Below are 25,722 nucleotides of genomic sequence, written 5' to 3' on the forward strand. Positions count from 1 at the left end.
TCAAGTTCTTCCGATTTTTCACTATGCAAGCGATGCGGATTCGCCGACATTGCATCCACAAATCCATCGCCCCGAGAGCTCCTCATGTCAGACGCCCCCGCCTCCACCGCCCGGCCCATCCCCGCCCAGGTCGATCAACTGCTTCAACGCCTCGGCGTGCCGAAGTCGGCGTACGCCGACGGCGAACTCGCCGTGCGCTCGCCGATCAGCGGCGAGACGATCGCCCATGTGCGACAGACCTCGACGGCAGACGCCAAGGCCGCGATCGGCCGCGCCCATGCCGCGTACCTCGCGTGGCGCCTGGTGCCCGGACCGCGCCGCGGCGAACTGGTGCGCCTGCTGGGCGAAGAACTGCGCGCGGCCAAGGCCGACCTCGGCCTGCTCGTGACGCTCGAGGTGGGCAAAGTGCCGTCCGAAGGCGCGGGCGAGGTGCAGGAGATGATCGACATCTGCGACTTCGCGGTCGGCCTGTCGCGCCAGCTCTACGGGCTGACGATCGCGACCGAGCGCCCCGAGCACCGCATGATGGAAACCTGGCACCCGCTGGGCGTGGTCGGCGTGATCTCCGCCTTCAACTTCCCGGTGGCCGTGTGGTCATGGAATGCGGCGCTGGCGCTGGTGTGCGGCGATTCGGTGGTGTGGAAGCCCTCCGAAAAGACACCCCTGACCGCGCTCGCCACGCACGCCATCGCGCAGCGCGCGCTCGCCCGCTTCGGCGATGCGCCCGAGGGCCTGCTCGAACTGCTGGTCGGGCAGCGCGACATCGGCGAACTGCTGGTCGACGACCCGCGCGTGCCGGTGCTGTCGGCCACCGGCTCGACGGCGATGGGACGCCAGGTCGGCCCCAGGCTGGCCGCCCGCTTCGCGCGCGCCATTCTCGAACTCGGCGGCAACAACGCGGCCATCGTCGCGCCCTCGGCGGACCTCGGCCTCGCGCTGCGCGGCATCGCCTTCGCCGCCATGGGCACGGCCGGCCAGCGCTGCACCACGCTGCGCCGGCTGTTCGTGCACGACAGCATCTACGACGCGCTGGTGCCCAGGCTGGCGAAGGTCTACGGCCAGGTGAAGGTCGGCGACCCGCGCGTCTCCGGCACTCTGGTCGGGCCGCTGATCGACGGCGCCGCATTCGACGGCATGCAGAAGGCGCTGGCGGAAAGCCGCGCGGCGGGCGCGACCGTCCATGGCGGCGAACGCGTGGCCGGCATCGGCGGCGATGCCGCGTACTACGCGCGGCCCGCGCTGGTCGAGCTGCCGGCGCACGCCGGTCCGGCGCTGCGCGAGACCTTCGCGCCGATCCTCTACGTCGTGCGCTACAGCAGCTTCGAGCAGGCCATCGAGTGGCACAACGCGGTGGGCGCCGGCCTGTCGTCCTCGATCTTCACGCTCGACGTGCGCGAGGCCGAGCGCTTCATGTCGAGCGCCGGATCCGACTGCGGCATCGCCAATGTCAACATCGGCCCGAGCGGCGCGGAGATCGGCGGCGCCTTCGGTGGCGAGAAGGAAACCGGCGGCGGCCGCGAGGCGGGCTCCGACGCATGGAAGGCCTACATGCGCCGCGCCACCAACACCATCAACTACTCGACCGCGCTGCCGCTCGCGCAGGGCGTGACCTTCGACATCGGGGACTGAGCGTGAGGGCCACCGCCACCCTGGCGCCCGATGCAGCGCCAGCGCCAGCGTTCGCGCCGTCACAACGACTGCGCGCGATCGGCGTGTCCGAGATCCTGCGCATCACCGACCATGCGAATGCGCTGCGGCGCGCCGGGCGTCCGGTGATCGTGCTGGGTGCGGGCGAACCCGACTTCGACACGCCGGAGAACATCCGTGCCGCGGCCGCGCGGGCCATCGCGCGCGGCGAGACGCGCTACACCGTGCTCGACGGCAGCAACGCGATGAAGGCCGCGGTGCGCCACAAGTTCCAGCGCGACAACGCGCTGGACTTTGCCCTCGACGAGATCAGCGTGAGCGCCGGCGCCAAGCAGGTGATCTTCAACGCGCTGATGGCCAGCCTGGAGCCGGGCGACGAGGTGATCCTGCCGGCGCCCTACTGGACCTCCTATGCCGACATCGTGCAGATCTGCGGCGGCGTGCCGGTGGTGCTGCCTTGCAGCGAGGGGCACGGTTTCCGTCTCGAGGCCGGACAGCTCGACGCCGCGATCACGCGGCGCACGCGCTGGGTCTTCCTGAACTCGCCGTCCAACCCGAGCGGCACGGCCTACAGCGCGGCGCAGCTGCAATCTCTCACCGAGGTGCTGCTGCGCCATCCGCAGGTCTGGGTGCTGGCCGACGACATCTACGAGCACATCCTCTACGACGGCCTGGCCTTCGCGACGCCGGCTGCCGTGGAACCACGGCTGCGCGAGCGTACGCTGACCGTCAATGGCGTCTCCAAGGCCTATGCGATGACCGGATGGCGCATCGGCTACGGCGCCGGTCCGCGCGACCTGATTGCAGCCATGGCCGTCGTGCAGAGCCAGTCGACGTCATGCCCGTCCTCGGTCAGCCAGGCCGCCGCGATCGAGGCATTGACCGGATCGCAGGACTTCATCGCCGCACGCTGCGCCGATTTCCAGGCACGCCGGGATTTCGTCGTGAATGCGCTCAACGTCACACCCGGCCTGCACTGCCGCAGGCCCGAGGGCGCGTTCTACACCTACGCCAGTTGCGCCGGCGTGCTCGGTCGCTCCACGCGACGCGGCATGCGACTGCGGACGGACGCCGATTTCTGCCGCTATCTGCTGCAGGACTTCGAGGTGGCCGTCGTGCCCGGCAGCGTGTTCGGGCTGGCACCGTACTTCCGCATCTCCTACGCCACCTCGATGGATCAGCTGCAGGAGGCCTGCGCGCGCATTGCGGCGGCCTGCGCGGCGCTCCAGTGACAGCCTCTCCCGGATTGGAAATTCCCATGACATCCCTCCGCACCGGCGGCCAGATCCTGGTCGACCAGCTCGTCGTGCATGGCGTGCAGCAGCTCTTCTGCGTACCCGGCGAGAGCTTTCTCGCCGTGCTCGACGCCCTCCACGATGCGTCCATCGCCGTCACCGTCTGCCGCCAGGAAGGTGGCGCGGCGATGATGGCCGAGGCCCAGGGGAAACTCACCGGCCGCCCCGGCATCTGTTTCGTCACGCGCGGGCCCGGCGCCACCAATGCGGCCGCCGGCGTGCACATCGCGCACCAGGACTCGACACCGCTGTTGCTCTTCGTGGGCCAGGTGGCGCGCGACGCACTGGGGCGCGAAGCCTTTCAGGAACTCGACTACGGCGCCGTATTCGGCACCATGGCCAAGTGGGTCGTCGAGGTCGACGACCCGAAGCGACTGCCCGAGCTGGTTTCGCGCGCCTTCCACGTCGCCACCTCCGGCCGCCCCGGCCCGGTGGTCATCGCGCTGCCCGAAGACATGCTGACCGAGGCCGCGGCCGTCGCCGACGCGCAACCGTACGCGGTGACGCAGACCCATCCGGGCGCGGCCCAGATGGCCGAGCTGACGCAGCGTCTGGCCGCGGCGGAACGCCCCGTCATGGTGTTGGGTGGCAGTCGCTGGTCGGAAGTCGCGACGCGGCAGATCACGGCGTTCGCCGAGGCCTTTTCGCTGCCGGTGTACTGCTCGTTCCGCCGACAGATGCTGTTCAGCGCCGAGCACCCCTGCTATGCCGGCGATCTCGGCCTGGGCGTCAATCCTGCGGTGCTGGCGCGCATCCGCGCGGCCGACCTGGTCCTGCTCGTCGGCGGGCGCCTGTCCGAGGTGCCGTCACAGAGCTACGAGCTGCTCGGCATCCCGACGCCCCGACAGGCGCTGGTGCACGTGCATGCCGACGCCGACGAGCTCGGAAAGCTGTACCGTGCGACGCAGGCCATCCACGCCACGCCGCAGGCCTTTGCCGAGGCCGCCGCCACACTGCGCCCCGCCGCTGCGCCGACCTGGCAGGCCGAGGCCGCCGAGGCGCGCGCGGCGTTCCTGGCCTGGAGCGATCCGGCGCCGATCCGCATCCCGGGCCCCTTGCAGATGGGCGAGGTGATGACGCATCTGCGCGAGGTGCTGCCGGCCGACACCATCTTCTGCAACGGGGCCGGAAACTTCGCCACCTGGGTGCACCGCTTCTGGCCGTTTCGCGCCTTCGCCAGCCAGCTGGCGCCTACCTGCGGCTCCATGGGTTACGGCCTGCCGGCCGGCGTGGGCGCCAAGCGCCTGTGGCCCGAACGCGAGGTGCTGGTGTTCGCCGGCGACGGCGACTTCCTGATGCATGGGCAGGAGTTCGCGACCGCCGTGCAGTACGGCCTGCCGATCATCGTGGTGCTGCTCGACAACGCCATGTACGGCACGATCCGCATGCACCAGGAGAAGCACTACCCGGGCCGCGTCAGCGCCACGCAGTTGAAGAACCCGGACTTCCGGGGCTATGCGGAGGTGTTCGGCGGCCATGGCGAACGCGTCACGTCCACGGCGGAGTTCGCACCGGCACTCGCGCGCGCACGGGCCAGCGGCAAACCCGCGATCCTGCATTGCCTGCTCCCGGAAGCGATCACCCCGACCAACACGTTGCAGGGTATTCGGGCTGCGGCGCAAGACGGCGGCTCCAGCGCCAATGTTCCGAGCGGCCGAACGACTGCGTGAGTGCGCTCGTGCCGGAATCAGCCGTCGCCAGAGACCGCTCCTGGCTGCGGCGGTTGGCCGACCGTAGCCTCGGCTTGCTTGGCACTAACGCCGCTTCTTGGACAGTTTGACAATGCGATTGCCAGCAAGCCCCAGTGCAGCACGAGCGAGTGCATCAGCTTCTCTGTTGCGATGGCGCGGTATCCACATCAGGGTCGCCTGGTCGAACGAATTGAGCAGTGCTCGCGCTTCATCAAACAAGGAAGCAAGCCGGGCAATCGGCTTTGCCGTGCTGCTGCCGACCTGTTCGACAACGACACTGTTGTCGCAGTGAATGAACAGCGTGCCCGCCCCACGCAATTTCAGTTCCTGAAGCGTTGCCAGCAGAGCTCTCAGCTCCGCCTCGTTATTGCAGCCGTTCTCATGCGACGCTTCCGAAAGCGTGTGGCGCGTTCCATCAGGCTCGGTAAACACCGCCCCCAGCCCGATACGACCGGGGTTGGGCACGGCGCTGCCGTCGCAGTAGGCAACCCAAGGGTTCATTTGCAATATCCGCAGCCCATAGCGGAAGTAGCGCCCTCACGAAAGCAGACGTTCACGGCATGGCGGCTGAGGTGCCCAAGATGACCTCGCCAAGTCATCGACCTGGCAAACGCCGCAACAGCAAAGATTGCGATTGCGGCAGCTACCACAACTAGCATGGCGCGCGGAATTTCACGAATTGTGGCCCTTTGGCGTTCTCGCTGCTGCTCGAGACCTGCCACCTGCGCCTTCACGTCAGTGGCCTTCTCATTCACTTCGCTGAGGAAGGTGGAAACGTCTCGGCGGTCCAATACGCGTTGCAGAGCCTCAACGGCTTCTTCGGACAACATGTCCCGTCGCGTTACCACGAGCGTCGCCAACTCCTCATCGCTCATGCGCGAGTATCGGTCTTGAAAGTACGCAATCTGCTTTAAGTCCATCGATGAATTTCCATGCTACGGCGACAAGGAGGGCTCAATCGAACGGCGGGTTCTGGCCGGAAGCAGCGTTTAGACCGCGGGTTCGACCGCGATAAATCCATCTTGGCTCGCAGCCCATCGGATGCCCAGCAGCGCCTCCTTCTGGGCGATTTCCAGGTCCTCGTAGAAGGAAGGGCTTGGCGCTTTTGATGCCCATCCCTCGACGCCAGCGGCTTCGTTGTTGAAGTGATATTGCTCCACGAATCCAAAACTTCCCACGTCGCGACGAAAGAGCGCGATGCGACGTTTGCGGTCTTGTGAATAAACAAAGCAGATGTTCTGGTTCATTGGGGCGCTGGTTCCACCGAGAGGTGGACGAATTCTGCCTTGAGGTTGAAGGTCTGCTCCTGACCGTTCTAAGCCCTTGGCCGTGCCGCGAGAAGACCACTGCGGGGCTGTCGCTCAGCCGAATTCAGCGACCCTTACGACCTCGTTCGTTCGCCTAGGCGTGCGCAAGGCGATTTGCCCCGTTCGCACGACCAGCCACAGGAAGACGAGCGGAAGAACAATCGTCTGCAGTACAAAAAGGGCGATGAGCTTGACCATCGTGCGTGGCCACTCGGAGGCCGCCGCAAGAATCGTCGCGTAGGAGCCCTTGAGGTCGGGCAACTTCGGCTTCCATCGTTGAAGAATGTTCTCGTCGCCTGCCGCGTCAGCCCCCTTCACTTCGCTTACTTTGTCTGGTGAAGCATTGAGTACGGCAAGCTCCTTGCGATACTCATCGGCCATGAACACGCGGTAAATCGCCTCGCTTCCCAGGGCGGAGACGGGCACAGCGAAACGAGCCACCAAAAGCACCACGATCAAGGGCTGGAGCCAGCGCAAGGCCTCAGGCTTTTTCCGCCAACGCAACATGGCGGCTGCGAGGACCGCGATGGATAGGGCCGCCGACACCATCCAATGACTACCGAGCTCAAGCAACAGCCGCTGAATGCCAAAAGATACGCTGGCTACGAGCATGACATCGGCGAACTGGTCGATGAGGTGGTCAAGCGGTTGCAGGGCTTGGCCGGGTGCCAAGTTCACTCCGACCCCGGCCGGCTGCAGCGCGACCTGTGTACCTTGCGCGGCAGAGACCACTGCGCCGAGCGCACGGGCCGCCGCGAAAACCGTCAAGGCGCGCTCGAATCCCGCCTGAACTTCGGTGCGGGCGCGTGTCGTCGCTGGGGTGAACCAAGCGGCAGTCAGGACCAGGGCACTCAGAAGGACAATGAAGAACGTGCGTGTTCTGCTCATCACGGTTGGCTCAGCACCTTCTTCTTCTCTTGCTCGAACTCGACTTGCGTAAGTGCTCCGCTATCGAGAAGCTTCTTCAGGTTGCTCAGCTTCGTGAACTTGACGTCATCTGTTTGAGGGCTTCCAACTGGTGAAGCCTTGGCGACACATTCAAAGACAAGCTCAGCGCGAGGAAAGTTGCCAAGGATGTGCGGTGGAGTTGATGTGGTTTCCTGCAACGCGTTCATCGAATGGCCCTTGCGCTCGCAGAACTGCACGGCTCTCAACTCGACGTCATCCCGAACGGATTGAAGCGATACGTAGCCGGTGGCTCCTTGCTGGAACAGTCGAAACTGTTCGTTGCCTTTTGTCGGCTGGCCCAACACTACGGTCTCGCCCTTGAAGGCTGCGTCAGCGAAATGCGATTTCGATTTGTCCGTCGCCTGAATGGCCGATGTCTGGCCGCACCCAACCGTGCCCATCGCGATGGACGTCGCGATGGACGTCGCGATCGCGACCCTTGCTATCGTTGGCAGCACTTCACACCTCTTCTTGTTCAAATTGTTTGGCTACCCGGGCGAAGGCCGAGCACGCGTTCGGGCCAAATGTAGCTGCATGGGGATGGAGTTCAAGCTTGCGGTGCAAGAATGCTGGACGGCCGTGACGAACGTCCGGTTGAATCCGCAGCCCGTTTCCGGCGGTTGGACGCATTCCGCCTCTCCCTGCCGCGCGCGAGGCCCCGCGACACGCCAGCCTCGCCGTCAAATCTACCTGGCCCCTTGGTTCGAGAGCCGCTGGGCATTGTCCGCACTACACGCACCAGCCGTCAACGAGGCCCGGCACGCCCGCGCATCGACCGCCAGATGCTCGCGGCCAAGGCCAGTACAAGGCAGAATCCCCGCAGAATTGCGATCCTCATTCCACTTCCAACCCATTTGTTCAGGCTTTGCACGCCGCACAAGGACCACTGCGCACCCATGCAATTCAAATGGATGGAAGACTTCATCGCGCTGGCGCAGACGCGCAGCTTCACCCGCGCCGCCGAGCTTCGCCACGTCACGCACCCCGCTTTCGGTCGCCGCATCCGCGCGCTGGAGTCGTGGGCCGGCACGGCACTGGTGGAACGCGGCAGCAGCCCGGTGGCGCTGACGGCCGCGGGCGAGAGCTTCCTGGAAAACGCCAGCCAGACGGTGCGCAGCGTCGAAGGTTCGCGCGAAGAGATGCAGAACGTGGCCGGCCGGCAGGCCCGCACGGTGACGGTGGCCACCGGCCGTACCTTGGCGCGCACGGTCATGGCCGACTGGCTGGTGCGGGCGCAGCCCGTGCTGCGCCACGGTGAAGTCCGCGTCCTGACCACTTCACTGGCAGGGACGGTCCGGATGCTGGAGAACAACGAGGCGGACTTCTCGCTGATCTATCATCATTCGGCCCTCACCTTCCGGCTCGATGCCCGGCAGTTCACCCATGTGACGGTGGCATCCGACAAGCTGGTGCCGGTGTCGCGCGCCGATGCGCAGGGCGGCGCGATGCACGCCTTTGGCGGCGCCGACGAGGTGCCTTTCCTGGCCTATGCCCGGACGCTGGCGATGGGCCGCCTGGTGGAAGACCATCTCGCGAACAACCCGCAGGCGCCGCGCCTTCGGCGTTGCATCGAATGCGATTCGGCGGATGCGCTGTACGAATATGTGCTCAGGGGTCTGGGCGTGGCGTGGCTGCCCTGGTCGATGGTGCAAGGCGACTGCAAGTCCGGCCGCCTGGTCCTGACGGGAGGACGTCGCATGGAAGTGCGCTTCGAGGTTCGCCTGTACCGCCCCAAGCGCCGTCTGGGCCCGCTGGCCGAGGACATGTGGCGCGCCATTGCGTTGCGCTGATCTGTTCTGCACAAATCAGCACCGAATCGTGCCGTGACGGCACCAGGAAGGAACGAGGGTCCGCGCAAAATCCTCGGGTCCACCCAACCTTGAGGCCACCATGCGTCTGCCCCGCGCTTTCTCCCTTTATCTTGCCGTGGCCGCGTGCGGCCTTGCCTGGACGGCAGCCGGTCCGGCCTCTGCGCAGGTCGCGGCCTACCCCAGCAAGCCCATCACCCTCGTGGTGGCCTATCCGCCGGGCGGCTCGACCGACCTGACCGGACGAGCGCTGGGCGTCGAGCTTTCCCATCGGCTCGGCGTGCCGGTGATCATCGAGAACCTCGGGGGCGCCGGCGGCGCGATCGGCGCGCAAAAGGTCGCCAATGCAGCGCCCGATGGCTACACGCTCCTGGTGGGGGCCAGCAACGAAGTGGCCATCAACAAGCTGATCAACGCCAACGTCCGGTACGAACTCAAGGACTTCACCCCCATCGGCCTGATCGCCTCCCAGCCGCTGGTGCTGGTGGCGGCCCCGACGGCAGGCGTGAAGAACACCGGCGAGTTCCTCGCCCTGCTGAAGAAGAACCCCGGAAAGTACAGCTACGGCAGTTCCGGCGTGGGAACCTCGCTGAACCTGGCCGGCGAGATGGTCAAGCAACAGGGCGGCGTCTTCATGACCCACGTGCCCTATCGTGGCGTGGCGCCGCTGACCAGCGACCTGCTGGGCGGCAACATCGATTTCGGCGTGTTCGTGCTCTCCAGCGCCTTGCCCCACATCCGCAGCGGCAAGCTGGTGGCGCTGGGCACCACCGAGGCCAAGCGTTCGGCCATCACGCCCGATCTGCCCGCACTCAGCGAAACCCCGAGCCTGAAGAACCTGGACATCGGTGTCTGGTTCGCGCTGATGGGACCGGCCAGGTTGCCGGAGCCGGTGCTGGCCCGGCTGAAGACAGCGCTGAACGAGACCCTGCAGTCACCCGACTTTCGCAAGAAGATGGAAGCCACCAGTTCGACCGTGCCGGCTTCGGAGGTGGACTTGAACAAGTTTCTCGTCTCCGAAACCGCCAAGTACAAGAACATCGTCAAGTTCGCCAACATCAAGGAATGAGCGTGCCCGTGTTGTCGTTTCAACTCCCCGCCCCCGACATCACCGCCTGGCGTGCCGGCAACACCGGCGTCGAAGGCGTCTGGCGCTTCGAGGCCGACCAGCCCGGTCGGCACGTGATGATCAGCGCGCTCGTGCACGGCAACGAACTGTGCGGCGCATGGGCGCTCAAGGGGCTGCTGGAAGCCGGGGTGCGCCCGCAGCGCGGCCGCCTCACGCTGGCGTTCTGCAACCTGGAGGCCTTCGACCGCTTCGATCCGGCCAGCCACGATGCCTCGCGCTTTGTCGACGAGGACCTCAACCGCCAATGGTTGCCCGAACGCATCGAGGCCGGCGATACACGGGAGCGGCGGCGCGCCGCGCAACTGCAGGTGCACGTGGCACAGGCAGATTGGCTGCTGGACCTGCATTCGATGCATGAGCCCTCCGCGCCGCTGTCGCTCACCGGCATCCAGCCGCGCAACCTGCGGCTGGCGCAGCAGATGCGCAGCCCCGAGCATGTGGTCATCGATGCGGGCCACAAGGACGGCGTGCGCATGCGCGACTTCGGCCGCTTCGGCGCGCCCGATGCCGAGAGCGACGCCTGTGCGCTGCTTGTGGAGTGCGGCTTCCATGGCGATCCGGCCAGTCGCACCGTGGCGCAGGACCAGTGCGCGCGCTTCCTGCGCGCGGCCGGCACGCTGGACGATGCCGCCATCGCGCAATGGTTGCCCGGCTGGCTGCAGCCTGACGCGCCACGCCAATGGGCCCTCGACGTGACCGGGCCGGTGGTGGCGCGCAGCGAGGCATTTCGGTTTGCGCAGCCCTTCACCGGCCTGGAAGTGATCGAACGCGCGGGCACCGTGATCGGCTGGAACGACGGCGAGCCCGTGGTCACGCCGTATGACGACTGCGTGCTCGTCATGCCCTCGACGCGCCAGGCCAAGCCGGGCGTGACGGTGGTCCGCTACGCCCGTCGACGACTGCTCTGACGGGTGCAGCAGGCTGCTGCACATTTGCCGTGGTGCCGGTTTCGGCGTCCGTTGCAAGCCCGGTCAGGGCCCAATCCGGCTGTTCCAACGTCGCCGGAACTGACGTTCGTTCTTGCCGGAGAGCCGGGCCATGCACTCCGCCTCAGCGCCGTCCAACCCACCCGGCTTTCAAGCTGGTGGCGACCTTTGTCCTCCGAGCTTGAGTCCGACGATGATTGCAATGTAGCCCGCTACCAGACTGATTGCGACATAGGCGGCCGCGACAACGGCGCTCGACTGCGATGTAGTCGTCAGCACAGCGATGCCAAAGGCAAAGCTCGAAAACGTTGACAGTCCGCCCGACACGCCTGTCCCGAGCAGCAAATTGGCGCCGTCTGAGGCTAGCTTTCGGCGGCGCAGCGCTGTGACGTAGCCAAGCAATAGCGAGGCCACGAGGTTCGCCATGAGGATATCCAGCGGGAAACCGTCGGCCACCTTTGGTGTCATCAACATAAAGAACTCGCGCAGCACTGCGCCCAGAGCGCCGCCTACGAAGACCGGAACGACGATCTTGGTCACGACAAAGTACCCCTAGCCCTGCGCACGGGCAATCGCCGCCCCGAGCAGGGCGGCCAGCAGACCGAGCGCGACCGACAGAAGAAGATAGAACGCGGCAAGTGCACTGCGGCTCTTTGCGGCCAGATCGGACGCGCCAAGCTGCATGCTGCTGAAGGTTGTATAGCCGCCGAGCACACCCGTCAGGACGCCGGAATTGAGGGCCGTGCCGTAGCGATCGTGCCAGTCGACCTTGAACAGGAAGGACAGGTAGCCGATGGCGAAAGCGCCTGAGATGTTGATCAGGAACGTGCCGAGAGGAAAATCGCCGTGATAGCGTTCGCCGATCACCCTGCCGATCCACCAGCGCATCAGGGACCCGACGCCGCCCCCCAGGCCGACCCACATCACATCCAATGGCTTCATTTCGCGGTCTCTCTGCCCGTGGGCGACGCGCCAAGAACCCTAAACGGGCAGATATTCCAAGTCAGGCGTCGCTTTTTCGGCGGTGACCGAACAGCATGGCCGCGAGCGGAATTGTGGTCAGCACGCCAACGGCCACCAGCGTCCATCCGATGTTTTTGCGTTGCTCTTCACTGAGCTTGTCGGCAAGCAGCAGGCCGACTCCCGCCCCCAAGGCGCCGCGGGTCCCAGCCAATAAGGCGAGCTCGGGCAAATGAACTTCAGTCGTGAACACGGCAGAACTCCTTTCGTGCCAGGAAGCTGGCTTTAAGTATGCGCTGGAGCGGCGGCTGGCTGGCGGCTGCCACGTCGAGTGCCGAGCGATTGCAAGAAGGACTCGAAAGATAGTCATCGTGAAATTGGGGGCGCGAACTGAGGGGTGGCCGCCAGAGTCCGCTCTTGGCCCCCATTCCGATCCGCATCAATACCCGAGCGACAGCCCGGTGTTGCGGCGAGGATCGTTGGCGCCGTAGAACCGGTTGCTGGCCACCGGCTTGCCGCCCAGCGAGGGGGCACCGACGATGATCGCCGCAATGTGGTTTGCCGGCTGTGGCGCGCCCAGATTGTGGCCCATGTCGGTCAGGATCTTGCGCGTGTCGGGGCTAAGTGCGAAGGTCTCGACGTTGGTCACGTCGGGCAGCCACTGCTGGTGAAAGCGCGGTGCGTCGACGGCTTCCTGCACGTTCATGCCGTAGTCCACCACGTTCAGGATGGTGAGGAGCACCGCCGTGATGATGCGGCTGCCGCCGGGCGTGCCGACGACGAACACGGGCTTGCCGTCCTTGGTCACGATGGTCGGGCTCATCGAGCTCAGCGGACGCTTGCCAGGGGCGATGGCGTTGGCTTCGCCCTGCACCAGGCCGTAGAGGTTGGGCACGCCGACCTTCGAGGTGAAGTCGTCCATCTCGTCGTTCAGCAACACGCCGGTCTTGGCGGCCGTGATCTTGGCGCCGAACCAGTCATTCAGCGTGTAGGTCACTGACACTGCATTGCCCCACTTGTCGGCGATCGAGTAGTGCGTGGTGTTGTTGCCTTCATGCGGCGCCACGCCTGGCTTGATGTCCTTGGAGACGCCGGCCTTCTTCGGGTCGATGACGGCCCGGATCTTCTCCGCATAATTCTTGTCGAGCAGGCGGTCGAGCGGGTTCTTCACGAAGTCCGGATCGCCGAGGTAGCTATTGCGGTCCACGTAGGCGTGGCGCATGGCTTCGATCTGATAGTGCACGGCCTGGGCCGAGTGGTAGCCCAAATCCTGGAGCGGATAGCCCTCGAGGATGTTGAGCATCTCGCAGATGATCACGCCGCCCGAACTCGGCGGGGGCGCTGACACGAGGTGGTAGCCGCGGTAGTCGCACTCGACGGGCGCCAGTTCGCGGGTCTTGTACTGGTCGAGGTCGGCCTGCGTGATCAGGCCCTTGCCGGCCTGGCTCGACGCCACGATGGCGTTGCCGACCCAGCCCTTGTAGAAGCCGTCCGTGCCCTTGACGCTGATTGCCCTCAACGTCTTCGCGAGATCTTTCTGCACCAGCTTCTGGCCGGCCACGAATGGCTGGCCCTTGTTCAGGAAAATGGCACCCGACGCGGGGTCTTCCTTGAAGTCAGCCGTGGCGGTGTTGAGCAGGTCGACGTCGCCCTGCTCCAGCGCGAAGCCATTTTCGGCCAGCTGGATCGACGGGGCGAGCAGCGCGGCGCGCTTCATGGTGCCGTACTTCTCGCGCGCGTATTCCATGCCCGAGACGCTGCCGGGCACGCCCACGGCGAGGTGGCCCTTGGTGCTCAGGCCCTTGATGACGTTGCCTTCCTTGTCGAGGTACATGTTGGCGGTGGCGGCCAGCGGTGCCTTCTCGCGGAAGTCGAGGAAGGTCTTGCGGCCGTCGGCCAATTGCACGGTCATGAAGCCACCGCCGCCGAGGTTGCCCGCCGCCGGATACACCACAGCCAGCGCGTAGCCCACAGCGACCGCCGCGTCGACCGCGTTGCCGCCGCGCTTGAGCACGTCGGCGCCGACCTTGCTTGCGAGGTGCTGCGCGCTCACGACCATGCCGTTCTCGGCCGCAACGGGCGCTTGCGAGAATGCGTGCAGCTGCGCTGCGCCCGCCAAGGCAAGCGCCGCCACGACGGCGCGACGCAAGTTTGAAGTCCACTGAAGTTGTTTCACGGCTTTTCTCCTTTGAACAATGTGAGGAGTGAGTGCGCCTGCATCACAGGGCTCGACCGCCATCATGCTCTTCGTTGAAAGTACAGGATCCACTCAAGCTGGACGGCCCCTTCGCCCGATCCGAGGCGTGTCGAAGGAGTTGTACCATCGTCTCCAGCCTTGCAGAAGCTGGTAGAAATCCCGAAACGTCTCGAGGACCATTGCCAAATCTGAATCGGCCTGCGCGGCCCGTCAGTCACGGTTTCTAGATCGGCTTGCCGGGAAGCTTCGCGTGCAACTTCGGCGGACGTCCCGTGGCGGGCATCTGCTCGGCTTCGCGGGCATCCAGTCCCCAAGACATCCAGTCTTCGCCGAAAAGTTCGGACGGATGCGGCGTCGCCACGCTGCCGTTGCCGCACGCCAGCGCGTCCGAAGAACAGTACTTGTCGCAACCCCAGCAGACGCGCTCGGGATGCCTGGGATGGATCGGGAACTTCTTTGTCACGGCGGACATTCAGACGTGCCGGGCTTCGATTCGTCGGTGTACTCGGCGAGACGCATGGATGCCCGTGAAGAGGCATCAAATATATTCTTTGAAGCCGGACTCGAACTTGAGATGTATCAAACGTCTATCTGACGAGGTTCCATTCACCGAGCGCGCCCATCACCTCAACGACGCGCATTTCCAGGTCGTGGGCTGGCTGAATCGCCCGCCGAAGGAGTTCAGGCGTGCGTGTCGTCGCCTTCAATCAGGGCTTGACCGACAGGCGGAAAGGCAAGTCGACCGATCGCGACGATCCCATCAGCACGTCGAGTGGGTCGCTTGAAAGCTGGGCGCCGGCAGCGATGCGGGCGCAGGGGTCGGCGGTCGACTGGAGCTTGCGCCACAAGTCGCCCGCCAACAGCGACACCCCGGCGGTGGCCCAGGCCGCGGTCCCTACGAGCAATATGCCGCTGGGGTCCAGTTCGACCGTCGGGTGGCTGACCGTTCCGGTGATTTTCGCGACGCCGCTCGTCAGGCCCAGCAAGCTGAAGCGGAAGAACTCGCGTCGCACCGCCCGGTACCCGAACAGGATCTCGCTCGTTTTCAGGTTCACCGCGCCACCGCCCAGGATGTCCAGATGCTTCAGGCGCAGCGCGACGCCGTCGCTCGAGGTGGCCACGCCGTCGGCGATGGTGAAGCGCGCAGCCGCACATTCGAGTTGGGCGTGGTCCGCCGCCCTGCGGCCGGGCACCAGGGTCAGGAGGAGGTTGCCGGCAATCCTCTCGAAGCCATAGCCTGAATTGATGGGCAACGTGCCCGCGCCGGCGGTGAGCAGGAACTCGCCGCGCCCGGCCGTGAGCATGTGGCGCACCGTGCTGCCGGCACCAGCGAACTGCGCGTTGATCGACAGCGGCGGTCTGGCGGCCCCGCTCGGCGGCGCCACTCGTGCCGTATACAGCGCCTCTGTATTGACATTCTTGAGCGACAGACGCAACGCCGCACCAGGCACTTCCTGGCGCAAGTCAAGGCGCAGTTCCCCGCGCAGCTCGCCTTCGGCCGCTGCGGTCGACACCTCGATCAGTCCGTTCGTGAGCGTGCCATCGAGTTGCAGCTTCGCCAGGTCGTATCGATGCAAAAGCAAGCGCTCGGCTCGCAGCCGCAGCTGCGCGTCGCGCGAGAGCAGGGGCGGCATGCGGATGGGCCGGTCCAGCAGCGGTGTCTCATTGGCCGTGGGCTCTTCCCACTGTGTGGCATCGATCAGTCTGGACGTGAGATCCGCCGACAGTTCCGGCCGGTCGCGCCACCGAATTCGCAGCCGCCCCGCCGCATCCGACTTGCCGGCCTGCGCGCTGAGATCGTCAACGGCCGCCTCCCCGTCTCCCAGCGTGACCCGCCCTGAGGCGCTGACCGGGAGGGCAGGCAGGCGCGAAGCGGTGAACCGCGTCGCCGTCTGCGCCAGGTTGTCGATCTCGATCCGGGCGGCGAGCCGCGTGCCCGTGGGCGCCGCAAGGTTGCCCACGTTGCCCTCCAGGGTGGCGCGCGCGCCAGGCAGCGTCGCCTGCAACGCCAGCGGCACGTCACGCAGGCCGATCAGACGCTGCAGCGGCCCGCTGGTCGCAAGGACGTGGAGTGTGTCGCCGTCCAGCGCCGTGCGCAGATTCGCTTCCATCTTCGGCCACGCGGTCTCGGGGTTCAGCAGTTCGGCCAGCGGCCCGGCGACCACCGTCAGATCCATCGGCGCGCCGAGCGCATGGCCGACCGCGCTCGCGCGCACCGGGCCGCCCGGCTCAACCTCGATGCTCGCCTGCTGCACCTGGACCGGGGAGCGGTCGCGACCCACCGCCAGGGAGAAGGGAGCGGTGCGAACGGAAAGCTTCGCCTGCTTCATGAGTTCGCGCACGCTCGTACCCCGCGAGCCGAACAGGACTTGCAGTCCCTGGATCGCGCCGCTCGTCGCGTCCGGCCGCTTCGGCGAGCGCAGCAGCGCCGCCACGTCGATGCGGTCGGCCTTCGCGTTGGCATCGACGCGCCATGCCCGCGCGCTCGCATCGACCGTGACATGGCCCTGCACCGGCGCGTTGGCGACCGTGGCGGATGTCAGGTCGATGGCAAGCTTGCCGCCCCGCAGATGCGCGAGCGCAGCAAGCTTGCCGATCGGCACCGGTGCGCCCGCAATGCGGGCAACGTCGACATCCAGCCTGGCATCGAACGCACGCAGCGGCGCCAGCGGCAGTGGATCGTCGAATGCACTGCGCGCTCCCAGTCTCGCCGCGCTGCCGCCGAGCTTGGCGAAGTCGAGCACCGCAATGCTCGCATGGCCGTCGATCTGCGGCCGGCCATCGCGCCAGCGAAGCGTGCCGTCTCCCGTGACCACCGTGCCGGCCAGTGTGGCGGCAAGCCCTTCCAGCCGAACTGCGTCGTCGCGCCAGCGCACCCGGCCGGACAGATTCCTGGCCGGGACCGGCAGGCCGGTGATGGCTGCAATCCGCAGCGAAAGATCCGCATCGACGCGTTGGAGCCACGCCGGCGCACCCGCACCGGAGACGTCCCGTGGTCGTGACTCGGGGGCGGCCGATTCGAGCGCCTTGACATCGGGCTGATTCAAGTCCAACCGGCCGAGGCTCAGCGCCCCGCTGAGCAGCGCACGCGGCGCGCTGGCGTACGCGAGATCTCCTGACACCGCCGAGGCGAGTACCCGGCCACGGATGTTCCTGGCCGAATAGCCTTCCCTGGAATGCGTCACGTGCGCCGCAAGATCCACCGGCAAGGGTTGGCTCCGGCGCAGGCCCGCCAGCAGGCGCAGCGGCGCCAGCGCGTCGCCCCGGGCGGTCAGCGCCAGGTCGAAGTCCGTGGCTTCGGCCGCGGGCGTGATGCTTCCATTGGCGCTCAGCGTGAAGTCCGCAAGCTTGGCGCGCAGCGCGACGCCATCGATCTTTTGCAACTCGACCCATGGCGCGCTGCTTGCCTCGAGCGAGAACGCCGCGTCACCGAGCTTGCCCTCGACCGCCAGCCGCGTGTCGACGCTCTCGCCGAGCACCGCCTTGCCCGACCCGATCTCGAGGCGCGACGGCTGCATCGGCAGTCCATCGAGCGACAGGCTCAAGTCTTCGACCTGCAGGCTGCCTCGGCCGTAGCGAGTCTGCGCCGACAGACGATAGGGGCCCCATCCCGGCAATGTCCGCCCCAGGATGCCGGACCACGCGTCGAGATGCTCGCCCGTCGCCTCGATTCCGAGTTCGACGCCCTCGAGCGACGCGATCGATGGCAGCCGCACGTCGAGCGTGAGGGATGCCCCCTTCGGTCGCAGGCCGACGGACAGATGCCAGGGCTCGCCGTTGAGTGCCGCCTGCAGCGAGGCATTGGCCTCCACCGTGAGCTGCATCGGAGCTTCTCGATAGTCGGCAAGCGCTTGGACCCGGAACGGCACGCCGCCGCTGATCGTGGCCTCGGCGGTATCGACACGAACCTGCTCGACGGAGCCGCCGCCTGGCCGCCAGCCAATGTGGACGTCGGTCAGCGACACGGTGCCGAAGTCGGGCAATGCCGCGCGCTTCGTGCCCCGATCGGGCGTGCCGGACGGCCAATTGCCTTCGCCCTGCGCATTGCGCTCGACCAGCAGGTCCACACCCTCCAGGCGCACGGCGCGCATTTCGACCCGACCCTTCCACAGGGCGATGAGATCGAGGCGCGCCTCGCCGCTCGCAGCGGTCACGAAGTCCGGTCGCGATGCCCAGGGCGGGTTGGCGATGCGCAGATCGCGCACGGAAAAGGTCGGCCGCAAGGCAAGTTCGAACGACAGACTGCCTATCGACACCTCCCGATCCAGGACGGATGAAAGCTCTCGCTCCACGGCTCGCTTGTAGACCTCGGCGTCGAGTGTCTTCAGGAAGAGCATCACGCCGGCAGCCGCCGCAAGCAGCAGCCCTAGCGTCCACAGCAGCAACTTGGTTGTGCGTCGACGCCATGGCGACCCGGGTGTGGTCAGGGTTGGGTGATGAGAGGCGGGCAATCGGGTCGCGGAATGGATGACGAACGAAGTGCCGCCATCGTAGCGAAGGGAACGCGGGAGTTTCCGGATTTCTGTGCGCCCCTCCCCCTACGCAGCGATTACCAACTCACTCGCAAACCCGTATCCGTCACCCAAGTCGGCGAGACCACATTGCCGGCCAGGTCGATGATCTGACCGGCCACCGTGCTGGTGAAGCTGTTGCCATCGGCAGACAAGGTGCGGGTTCCCTTGGCCTTCTGCGTTCCGGCGAACGTGCCGTCGGGGTTGAAGCGCATGACCACCAGCGTGAAGCTGTAGGGAAAGACGATCCGCACTGGACCAGCCTTCGAACGGAGCCACGCTTTGCGGCCCTCATGAAAACGCTCAAGCTGGATCGCTATGGGCCTGGCCTGGTGCCGATCTGATCGAGCTGAAGGCCCATTCGATTCAGTATCCGTTCGGCATTGGCTCGCTTGGAGGCAGGGCCGCGAGCACCTTCTGGGCCTCCGAGAAAACGTCACCGATATAGGGAGCGGGCTGCCCTTGCGAAACTTGATCAGCCACCGCTTTGGCCGGCAACGCCATCGATGGGCTGCCGAGTTCGTGGCACCCGGTCACGGCGAACGCGACGCAGACGAAAAACATCGCTGCGTGAGTTGCGTTGATGGGCTTCATGACGTTTCTCCCAGGGCTACACCGCGAGATTAGGTGATCACCCTCGGCGCGTCGTCATCGGAAGAGATGACGAACCGAGCGAGGCGCCTATCACCCGGCGGCATCCGGACAAACCCTGCTTTCCGGCCCGGTTCTTGCAGTTCCGATCAAAAATGACAGAAAATTTCCCCACTGACTTAGTTTTGTAAATTAATTTACATCGAACGCACCTTCCAAGGTGCACGAACCCACGCATGAGCACCAACGTCGACACCCCGGGCACCACCGTGGCCCAGCGCATTGCGCAGGCCTTGCCGCGACTGACCCGCTCGCACCGGCAAGTGGCCGACTACGTGCTGGAACACCCGCTGCAGGTCGCGACGCTGCCCATCGACGAACTCGCCGCCGCCGTGGGCGTATCGATCGCCACGGCCAACCGTTTTGCTCGCGCGCTGGATTTCGATGGCTATGCCACCTTTCGCGCGGAGCTCGTCCGAGGCTTCGAGCCGCTCGTGGCGCCGGTGGAGCGTTTGCGCGGCAACCTCGAGCGCCCCACCACCGTGGCCGAGGTGTTCGCCACCGCCCTCGACGAGAGCCGCCGCAACATCGAAGCCACGCGCCAGACGCTCGACTACGCCGCCTGCGACGCCGCGGTGCAGCGCATCGGCCGGGCGCGCTCGATCTACATCGCGGGCTTCGGCGCCAGCGGCTGGCTCGCGGGCCTGCTGCAGCACGGGCTCGACGGCAGCTGCAACGACGTTCGGATGCTGTCCAGCGTCAGCGGCGTCACCCACGCGGCGCGCACGTTGATGCATGCGGGGCCGCAGGACCTGTTCATCGGCCTGACCTTTCCGCGCTACCTCACCGACACCGTGGCGCTCGCACAGATCGCCAAGGGCCAGGGCTGCGCCGTGCTCGCGCTGACCGACCGCCCAAGCTCGCCACTCGCGCCGCTGGCCGACGTGGCGCTGTATTGCCAGACCGAAACCAGCTACCGCCCGAACTGCGAAACCAGCGTGCTCGCGCTGATCGAGGCCCTGACCAGCGCCGTCGCGCTGCGTGCGCCGGGCGCGGTGCAGTCCGCAAGCCGCGTCCTGCAGGCCGTGCGACCGTGGCTGCACGGTGCCAACGGCTTGCCGCGCGCCGAAACCGGCACGCAACGCGCCGGCCTGAACGGCGCGGCCGACGAGGCCGACTCCGCCAAGAAAAAGAAGAAATCTTCCCGATGAAACTCCCCGGCATTCCCGTCATCGCCATTCACGGTGGCGCAGGCACCATCAGCGCAGCCACCACCAACGCAACGCAGGCACAGGGCTACCACGACGCCCTGCAGAACATCACGCGCGCCGCGCAGGCGATGCTGCGGAAGGGCGCATCCGCCATGGACGCCGTGTGCCTCGCGGTCGAGATGCTCGAAGACTGCCCGCTCTTCAACGCCGGTCACGGCGCGGTGTTCACGCACGACGAAACGCACGAGCTCGATGCTGCCGTGATGGACGGCACCACGCTCGCCGCCGGCGCGATTGCCGGCGTCTGCCGCATCCGCCGCCCGGTGCACGCCGCGCGCGCCGTGCTCGAAGACGGCGCCCATGTGCTGCTGGCCGGTGCTGGCGCCGAAGTCTTCGCGCGCGAACGCGGGCTGGACATGGTCGAGCCTTCGTTCTTCTCCACCGAGGCGCGCCGCCAACAGCTCTACCGTGTACGCGACACCGGCCGCGTGGTCGTGGACCACGAGGGCGCGGCCATGACACCACCGCTCGACGAAGACCGCAAGTTCGGCACCGTGGGCGCCGTGGCGCTCGACATGCACGGCCACCTGGCGGCAGCCACCTCGACCGGCGGCATGACCAACAAGCGCGTCGGCCGCATCGGCGACACGCCGCTCATCGGCTCCGGCACCTACGCAGACGACCGCACCGCGGCCGTCTCGTGCACCGGCAGCGGCGAGACGTTCATCCGCGTTGCCGCGGCCTACGACGTCTGCGCCCGCATGGCTTACGGCGGCGCAACGCTCGAAGCCGCCACGCACGCCGTCGTGCAGCAGTCGCTGCCCGCCATCGGCGGCAGCGGCGGGCTGATCGCCGTCGACCGCCACGGCAACCTGAGCCTCGCTTTCAACACCGAAGGCATGTACCGCGGCCACGCCCGCGGCGATGAAGCGCCGGTCACGGCCATCTTCGCCTGACGCACACGCCCTCTTCCACTCGCACTCGCATGTCCACCCCTGCCCTCGCCCTCCCGGACGGCCGCGTTCTCGCCGTCGACGACCTCACCGTGCGCTTCTCGACTTCCGAGCGCACCGTCGATGCCGTCAAGAATCTGTCCTTCCACGTCGACCATGGCGAAACGCTCGCGGTGGTGGGCGAATCAGGCTCGGGCAAGTCGGTCACCTCGCTCGCGCTGATGCGGCTGGTGGAACATGGCGGCGGCCGCATCCTCGGCGGCCGCATGGCGTTTCGCCGCCGCAATGGCGAGGTGATCGACCTGGCGCAGGCGCGCGACGCCACGATGCGCGGCATTCGCGGCGCAGACATCGCGATGATCTTCCAGGAGCCGATGACCTCGCTGAACCCGGTGTTCACCGCCGGGGAGCAGATTGCCGAGGCCATCCGCATCCACCAGGGCAAGAGCAATTCGGCCGCCCGCGCCGAAGCGCTGCGCATGCTGGAGCTGGTGCGCATTCCCGAAGCACGCAACGTGCTGGACCGCTTTCCGCACCAGCTCTCGGGCGGCATGCGCCAGCGCGTGATGATCGCGATGGCGCTGTCGTGCAAGCCGCAGCTGCTGATTGCCGACGAGCCCACCACCGCGCTCGACGTGACCATTCAGGCGCAGATCCTCCAGCTCATCCGCGAGCTGCAGAAAGAGATGCACATGGGCGTGCTCTTCATCACGCACGACATGGGCGTGGTGGCCGAGATTGCCGACCGCGTGCTCGTCATGTACCGCGGCGACAAGGTGGAAGCGGGCACCTCGGACGCCGTCTTCGCGGCGCCCCGGCACCCCTACACGAAGGCCCTGCTGTCGGCGGTGCCGAAGCTGGGCGCGATGCAGGGCACCGATCTCCCGGCCAAGTTCGAGCTGCTTCGCACCGAGGGCAGGCCCGAGACCGTGCCGTGCACGAACACCACGCCGCAGACCACCGTGCGCGAAGAGGCCGGCCCGATCCTTCGCGTGCGCGACCTGGTCACGCGCTTCGACGTGCGCAGCGGCATTTTCGGCCGCGTGAAGCGCCGCGTGCATGCGGTGGAGAAGATCAGCTTCGATCTCTACCCCGGCGAGACGCTGGCACTGGTTGGCGAATCGGGCTGCGGCAAATCGACCACCGGTCGTTCGCTGCTGCGCCTGGTCGAGAGCCAGAGCGGCGCGATCGAGTTTGGCGGGAAGAACATCCGCGAGCTGCCCACGCGCGAACTGCAGGCCCTGCGCCGCAATATCCAGTTCATCTTCCAGGATCCGTTCGCCTCGCTCGATCCGCGCGTCACGGTCGGTTTTTCGATCATGGAGCCGCTGCTGATCCACGGCATCGCCAAAGGCGCCGAGGCCCAGCAGCGCGTCGACTGGCTGCTGCGGAAGGTCGGCCTGCCGCCCGAGGTGGCACAGCGCTATCCGCACGAGTTCTCGGGCGGCCAGCGTCAACGCATTGCGATTGCACGCGCGCTCGCCCTCAACCCCAAGGTGGTGGTGGCGGACGAATCGGTGTCGGCGCTCGACGTGTCGATCCAGGCGCAGATCGTCAACCTCATGCTCGACCTGCAGCGCGAGCTGGGGGTGGCCTTCCTGTTCATCTCGCACGACATGGCCGTGGTCGAACGCATCAGCCACCGCGTGGCCGTGATGTACCTGGGCCAGATCGTCGAGATCGGCCCGCGCCGCGCGGTGTTCGAGGCGCCGCAGCATGCCTACACCCGCAAGCTGATGGCGGCCGTGCCGGTGGCCGATCCGTCACGCCGCCACAAGCCGCGCGCATTGCTCGAAGGCGAGATCCCGAGCCCGATCCGCGCCGTCGGCGACGAGCCCGACGTGCCGCCGCTGGTGCAGGTCGCACCCGGCCACTTCGTTGCCCGCCACGCCATAGGCGGGGCCTTTTGATTTTGACGCCATCGGCGGCGCTTTTTGATTTTTCATCCCGCAGGCCCTCCTGCTTTCTTTCCACGAACCGACTGGAGTTCTTCCATGAAGCAATCCTCTTCCTCCCTGCGATGGGCATCCGCACTGCTGGGCCTGGCCGCGTTGGCCGCATCGGGCACGGCACTCGCCGCGCGCGACGTGGTGCTGTCGATCGGCTACCAGCCGGAAACGCTGGACCCGTACAACACCAACACCACCATCACCACGGCGGTGACCAAGACCTTCTATGAAGGCCTGTTCCAGTTCGACAAGGACCTGAAGGTGCAGAACGTGCTCGCCGAGAGCTACGACGTGTCGAAGGACGGCCTGGTCTACACCATCAAGCTGCGCACCGGCGTGAAGTTCCACGACGGCACCGACTTCAACGCCGAGGCCGTGAAGGTCACGCTCGAGCGCGTGCTGAACCAGGACAACAAGCTGCTGCGCTACAACCAGTTCAACCGCGTGGGCAAGGTCGAGGCGGTGAACGCCAGCACCGTGCGCATCACGCTGAAGGAGCCCTTCGGCCCCTTCATCAACTCGCTGGCCCACGCCTCGGCTGCCATGATCTCGCCCACCGCGCTGCAGAAGTGGGGCAACAAGGACATCGCCTTCCACCCCGTGGGCACCGGCCCCTTCGAATTCGTCGAGTGGAAGCAGACCGATGCCGTCAAGGCCAAGAAGTTCGACGGCTACTGGAAGAAGGGCTACCCGAAGATCGACAATCTCTCGTGGAAGCCGGTGCTCGAGAACAACACGCGCGCCGCGATGCTGCAGACCGGCGAGGCCGACTTCGCCTTCCCCATTCCCTACGAGCAGGCCGAGCTGCTGAAGAAGAGCGACAAGCTCGAAGTGGTGGCGTCGCCCTCGATCATCACGCGCTTCCTGGCTTTCAACATGCTGCAGAAGCCGTATGACAACCCGAAGGTGCGCGAAGCGATCGGCTATGCCATCAACAAGGAAGCGCTCGCCAAGGTCGCCTTCGGCGGCTATGCCTTCCCCGCGCAGGGCGTGATGCCGCAGGGCGTGAAGTTCGCCGAGAAGATGGCCCCGATTCCGTATGACGTGAAGAAGGCCAAGGAGCTGCTGAAGGAAGCCGGCTACCCGGACGGCTTCGAGTCGGTGCTGTGGAGTGCCTACAACAACACGACCAGCCAGAAGACCATCCAGTTCGTGCAGCAGCAGCTCGCACAGGTGGGCATCAAGCTGCAGGTGCTGGCGCTCGAGGTGGGCCAGCGCACGGAGCAGGTCGATGCCTGGCCCGATCCGAAGACGGCCAAGGTCCGCATGTACTACACGGGCTGGTCTTCGTCCACGGGTGAGGCCGATTGGGGCCTGCGCCCGCTGTTCGCCTCCGAGTCGTGGGCGCCGAAGCTCAACAACATGTCGTTCTACAAGAGCGACGTGGTGGACGCCGCGATCGCCAAGGCGCTGATCACCGTGGACGACAAGGAAAAGGCCGCGCTCTACAAGACCGCGCAGGACGAAATCCGCAAGGACCTGCCGCGCGTGCCGCTGGTCACGGAGCAGAACCTGTCGGCGCACTCGAAGCGTCTGTCGGGCGTGTTCGTGATGCCTGACGCCAACATCAACATCGACGCGATTTCCGTGTCGAACTGATCGCCGGTCCTTCGTTCTCTGACTGACTGTCCGGCGGGCGGCAACGCTTGCTGCCGCCCGCTCGCGACACCCGCACCCCATGCTGAATTACTTTCTCAAACGACTGTTGGGCCTGATCCCCACCCTGCTCATCGTGGCGGTGCTGGTGTTCCTGTTCGTCCACATGCTGCCCGGCGACCCGGCGCGCCTTGCCGCCGGCCAGGACGCCGACGAGCAGACCGTGGCCGTGGTGCGACAGGAACTGGGCCTCGACAAGCCGCTGCCCCAGCAGTTCGCGAGCTTCTTCACACACATGCTGCAAGGCGACTTCGGCACCTCGATCCGCACGCGGCGGCCGGTGTCGACGGAGATCGCCGAGCGCTTCTTCCCGACGGTGATGCTGACCATCACCAGCATGACGTGGGCGGTGATTTTCGGCATGGGCATCGGCATCGTCTCTGCCGTGTTCCGCAACCAATGGCCCGACCGGCTGGGCATGACGCTGGCCGTGTCGGGCATCTCCTTTCCTGCATTTGCACTCGGCATGCTGCTGATGCAGATCTTCTCGGTCCAGCTCGGCTGGCTGCCCACGGTGGGCGCCGCCACCTGGCAGCACTACATCCTGCCCTCGATCACGCTGGGTGCGGCGGTGGCCGCCGTGATGGCGCGCTTCACGCGCGCGTCTTTTGTCGAGGTGATCCAGGAAGACTTCGTGCGCACCGCGCGCGCCAAGGGCGTGCGCGAGCGCACCGTCATCATCAAGCACTGCCTGCGCAACGCGCTGATTCCGGTCGTCACGATGATGGGCCTGCAGTTCGGCTTTCTTCTGGGCGGCTCGATCCTTGTCGAGGCGGTCTTCAACTGGCCCGGCCTCGGCCGCCTGCTGGTCGATGCCGTGCAGATGCGCGACTACCCGGTCATCCAGACGCTGGTGCTGCTGTTCTCGCTCGAATTCATCCTGATCAACCTGGTGGTCGATGTGCTCTATGGCTTCATCAACCCCACCATCCGCTACAAGTGA

At 66.3% G+C, this 25,722-nt stretch carries 24 protein-coding genes; 11 read left to right on the forward strand and 13 right to left on the reverse strand.

Annotation, left to right across the window (positions count from 1 at the left end; all coding sequences use genetic code 11):
* Positions 1 to 84: 84 nt before the first annotated feature.
* The 3 genes from amaB to AC1DYK_RS26610 are packed head-to-tail and all read left to right on the forward strand — an operon-like array spanning position 85 to position 4,612.
* Positions 85 to 1,629 carry an L-piperidine-6-carboxylate dehydrogenase gene (gene amaB / locus AC1DYK_RS26600; protein ID WP_478169031.1) on the forward strand — a complete coding sequence of 515 codons (1,545 nt, stop codon included), beginning with the start codon at positions 85 to 87 and terminating at the stop codon, positions 1,627 to 1,629.
* Between the two features lie 2 nt (positions 1,630 to 1,631).
* The gene (locus tag AC1DYK_RS26605) at positions 1,632 to 2,879 is read left to right on the forward strand and encodes a pyridoxal phosphate-dependent aminotransferase (protein WP_478169032.1); all 1,248 of its coding nucleotides are present in this window, start codon (positions 1,632 to 1,634) and stop codon (positions 2,877 to 2,879) included.
* A gap of 26 nt (positions 2,880 to 2,905) precedes the next feature.
* The gene (locus AC1DYK_RS26610) at positions 2,906 to 4,612 is read left to right on the forward strand and encodes a thiamine pyrophosphate-binding protein (RefSeq protein WP_478169033.1); all 1,707 of its coding nucleotides are present in this window, start codon (positions 2,906 to 2,908) and stop codon (positions 4,610 to 4,612) included.
* 84 nt (positions 4,613 to 4,696) lie between these two features.
* On the opposite strand, the gene AC1DYK_RS26615 is transcribed toward AC1DYK_RS26610, so the two are convergent.
* The 5 genes from AC1DYK_RS26615 to AC1DYK_RS26635 all read right to left on the reverse strand — a co-directional run bounded on the left by AC1DYK_RS26615 (position 4,697) and on the right by AC1DYK_RS26635 (position 7,367).
* On the reverse strand, positions 4,697 to 5,134 hold the full coding sequence (locus AC1DYK_RS26615; RefSeq protein ID WP_478169034.1) for a ribonuclease HI family protein: 438 nt from the start codon (positions 5,132 to 5,134) through the stop codon (positions 4,697 to 4,699).
* The gene (locus AC1DYK_RS26620) at positions 5,131 to 5,553 is read right to left on the reverse strand and encodes a hypothetical protein (protein WP_478169035.1); all 423 of its coding nucleotides are present in this window, start codon (positions 5,551 to 5,553) and stop codon (positions 5,131 to 5,133) included. The genes AC1DYK_RS26615 and AC1DYK_RS26620 overlap by 4 nt, the downstream gene beginning before the upstream one ends.
* A gap of 69 nt (positions 5,554 to 5,622) precedes the next feature.
* Positions 5,623 to 5,880, reverse strand: a complete 258-nt coding sequence (locus AC1DYK_RS26625; RefSeq protein ID WP_478169036.1) for a hypothetical protein — start codon at positions 5,878 to 5,880, stop codon at positions 5,623 to 5,625.
* Positions 5,881 to 5,994: 114 nt separating this feature from the next.
* Positions 5,995 to 6,828, reverse strand: a complete 834-nt coding sequence (locus AC1DYK_RS26630) for a hypothetical protein (RefSeq protein WP_478169037.1) — start codon at positions 6,826 to 6,828, stop codon at positions 5,995 to 5,997.
* The gene (locus AC1DYK_RS26635; protein WP_478169038.1) at positions 6,828 to 7,367 is read right to left on the reverse strand and encodes an SHOCT domain-containing protein; all 540 of its coding nucleotides are present in this window, start codon (positions 7,365 to 7,367) and stop codon (positions 6,828 to 6,830) included. Before AC1DYK_RS26635 ends, AC1DYK_RS26630 begins: the two co-directional genes overlap by 1 nt.
* Before the next feature lie 417 nt (positions 7,368 to 7,784).
* Here AC1DYK_RS26635 and AC1DYK_RS26640 point away from each other — a divergent pair, with 417 nt between their 5' ends.
* The 3 genes from AC1DYK_RS26640 to AC1DYK_RS26650 all read left to right on the forward strand — a co-directional run bounded on the left by AC1DYK_RS26640 (position 7,785) and on the right by AC1DYK_RS26650 (position 10,733).
* Positions 7,785 to 8,678, forward strand: a complete 894-nt coding sequence (locus AC1DYK_RS26640; protein ID WP_478169039.1) for a LysR family transcriptional regulator — start codon at positions 7,785 to 7,787, stop codon at positions 8,676 to 8,678.
* Between the two features lie 100 nt (positions 8,679 to 8,778).
* On the forward strand, positions 8,779 to 9,765 hold the full coding sequence (locus AC1DYK_RS26645; protein WP_478169040.1) for a Bug family tripartite tricarboxylate transporter substrate binding protein: 987 nt from the start codon (positions 8,779 to 8,781) through the stop codon (positions 9,763 to 9,765).
* Positions 9,762 to 10,733, forward strand: coding sequence for a M14 family metallopeptidase (locus AC1DYK_RS26650; RefSeq protein WP_478169041.1), 972 nt, complete (start codon positions 9,762 to 9,764; stop codon positions 10,731 to 10,733). The genes AC1DYK_RS26645 and AC1DYK_RS26650 overlap by 4 nt, the downstream gene beginning before the upstream one ends.
* Before the next feature lie 168 nt (positions 10,734 to 10,901).
* On the opposite strand, the gene AC1DYK_RS26655 is transcribed toward AC1DYK_RS26650, so the two are convergent.
* From AC1DYK_RS26655 to AC1DYK_RS26690, 8 genes are all read right to left on the reverse strand, one after another.
* Positions 10,902 to 11,291, reverse strand: a complete 390-nt coding sequence (locus AC1DYK_RS26655) for a CrcB family protein (protein WP_478169042.1) — start codon at positions 11,289 to 11,291, stop codon at positions 10,902 to 10,904.
* Between the two features lie 12 nt (positions 11,292 to 11,303).
* Positions 11,304 to 11,693 (reverse strand): fluoride efflux transporter FluC, encoded by a 390-nt coding sequence (locus tag AC1DYK_RS26660; protein WP_478169043.1) that lies wholly within the window; start codon positions 11,691 to 11,693, stop codon positions 11,304 to 11,306.
* 61 nt (positions 11,694 to 11,754) lie between these two features.
* Positions 11,755 to 11,964, reverse strand: a complete 210-nt coding sequence (locus tag AC1DYK_RS26665; protein ID WP_478169044.1) for a hypothetical protein — start codon at positions 11,962 to 11,964, stop codon at positions 11,755 to 11,757.
* Between the two features lie 186 nt (positions 11,965 to 12,150).
* The gene (gene ggt / locus AC1DYK_RS26670; RefSeq protein ID WP_478169045.1) at positions 12,151 to 13,887 is read right to left on the reverse strand and encodes a gamma-glutamyltransferase; all 1,737 of its coding nucleotides are present in this window, start codon (positions 13,885 to 13,887) and stop codon (positions 12,151 to 12,153) included.
* Between the two features lie 244 nt (positions 13,888 to 14,131).
* Positions 14,132 to 14,371 carry a DUF3079 domain-containing protein gene (locus tag AC1DYK_RS26675; RefSeq protein ID WP_478169046.1) on the reverse strand — a complete coding sequence of 80 codons (240 nt, stop codon included), beginning with the start codon at positions 14,369 to 14,371 and terminating at the stop codon, positions 14,132 to 14,134.
* A gap of 244 nt (positions 14,372 to 14,615) precedes the next feature.
* Positions 14,616 to 18,293, reverse strand: coding sequence for an AsmA family protein (locus AC1DYK_RS26680; protein WP_478169047.1), 3,678 nt, complete (start codon positions 18,291 to 18,293; stop codon positions 14,616 to 14,618).
* Positions 18,294 to 18,457: 164 nt separating this feature from the next.
* Complete coding sequence (locus AC1DYK_RS26685; protein ID WP_478169048.1) at positions 18,458 to 18,673, reverse strand: hypothetical protein; 216 nt, start codon at positions 18,671 to 18,673, stop codon at positions 18,458 to 18,460.
* A 112-nt stretch (positions 18,674 to 18,785) separates the two neighbouring features.
* On the reverse strand, positions 18,786 to 19,013 hold the full coding sequence (locus AC1DYK_RS26690) for a hypothetical protein (RefSeq protein WP_478169049.1): 228 nt from the start codon (positions 19,011 to 19,013) through the stop codon (positions 18,786 to 18,788).
* A gap of 233 nt (positions 19,014 to 19,246) precedes the next feature.
* On the opposite strand from AC1DYK_RS26690, the gene AC1DYK_RS26695 reads away from it, so the two are divergent.
* The 5 genes from AC1DYK_RS26695 (at position 19,247) to gsiC (ending at position 25,722) form a co-directional block, all read left to right on the forward strand.
* On the forward strand, positions 19,247 to 20,221 hold the full coding sequence (locus tag AC1DYK_RS26695) for a MurR/RpiR family transcriptional regulator (protein ID WP_478169050.1): 975 nt from the start codon (positions 19,247 to 19,249) through the stop codon (positions 20,219 to 20,221).
* Positions 20,218 to 21,177, forward strand: coding sequence for an isoaspartyl peptidase/L-asparaginase family protein (locus AC1DYK_RS26700; RefSeq protein WP_478169051.1), 960 nt, complete (start codon positions 20,218 to 20,220; stop codon positions 21,175 to 21,177). The genes AC1DYK_RS26695 and AC1DYK_RS26700 overlap by 4 nt, the downstream gene beginning before the upstream one ends.
* Before the next feature lie 29 nt (positions 21,178 to 21,206).
* The gene (locus AC1DYK_RS26705; RefSeq protein ID WP_478169052.1) at positions 21,207 to 23,084 is read left to right on the forward strand and encodes a dipeptide ABC transporter ATP-binding protein; all 1,878 of its coding nucleotides are present in this window, start codon (positions 21,207 to 21,209) and stop codon (positions 23,082 to 23,084) included.
* 84 nt (positions 23,085 to 23,168) lie between these two features.
* Entirely contained in the window at positions 23,169 to 24,722 is a 1,554-nt protein-coding gene (gene gsiB / locus AC1DYK_RS26710) for a glutathione ABC transporter substrate-binding protein GsiB (RefSeq protein ID WP_478158259.1), read from the forward strand.
* A gap of 79 nt (positions 24,723 to 24,801) precedes the next feature.
* Positions 24,802 to 25,722, forward strand: a complete 921-nt coding sequence (gene gsiC / locus AC1DYK_RS26715; protein WP_478169053.1) for a glutathione ABC transporter permease GsiC — start codon at positions 24,802 to 24,804, stop codon at positions 25,720 to 25,722.

Source organism: Variovorax sp. P2_H12 (assembly GCF_056403395.1).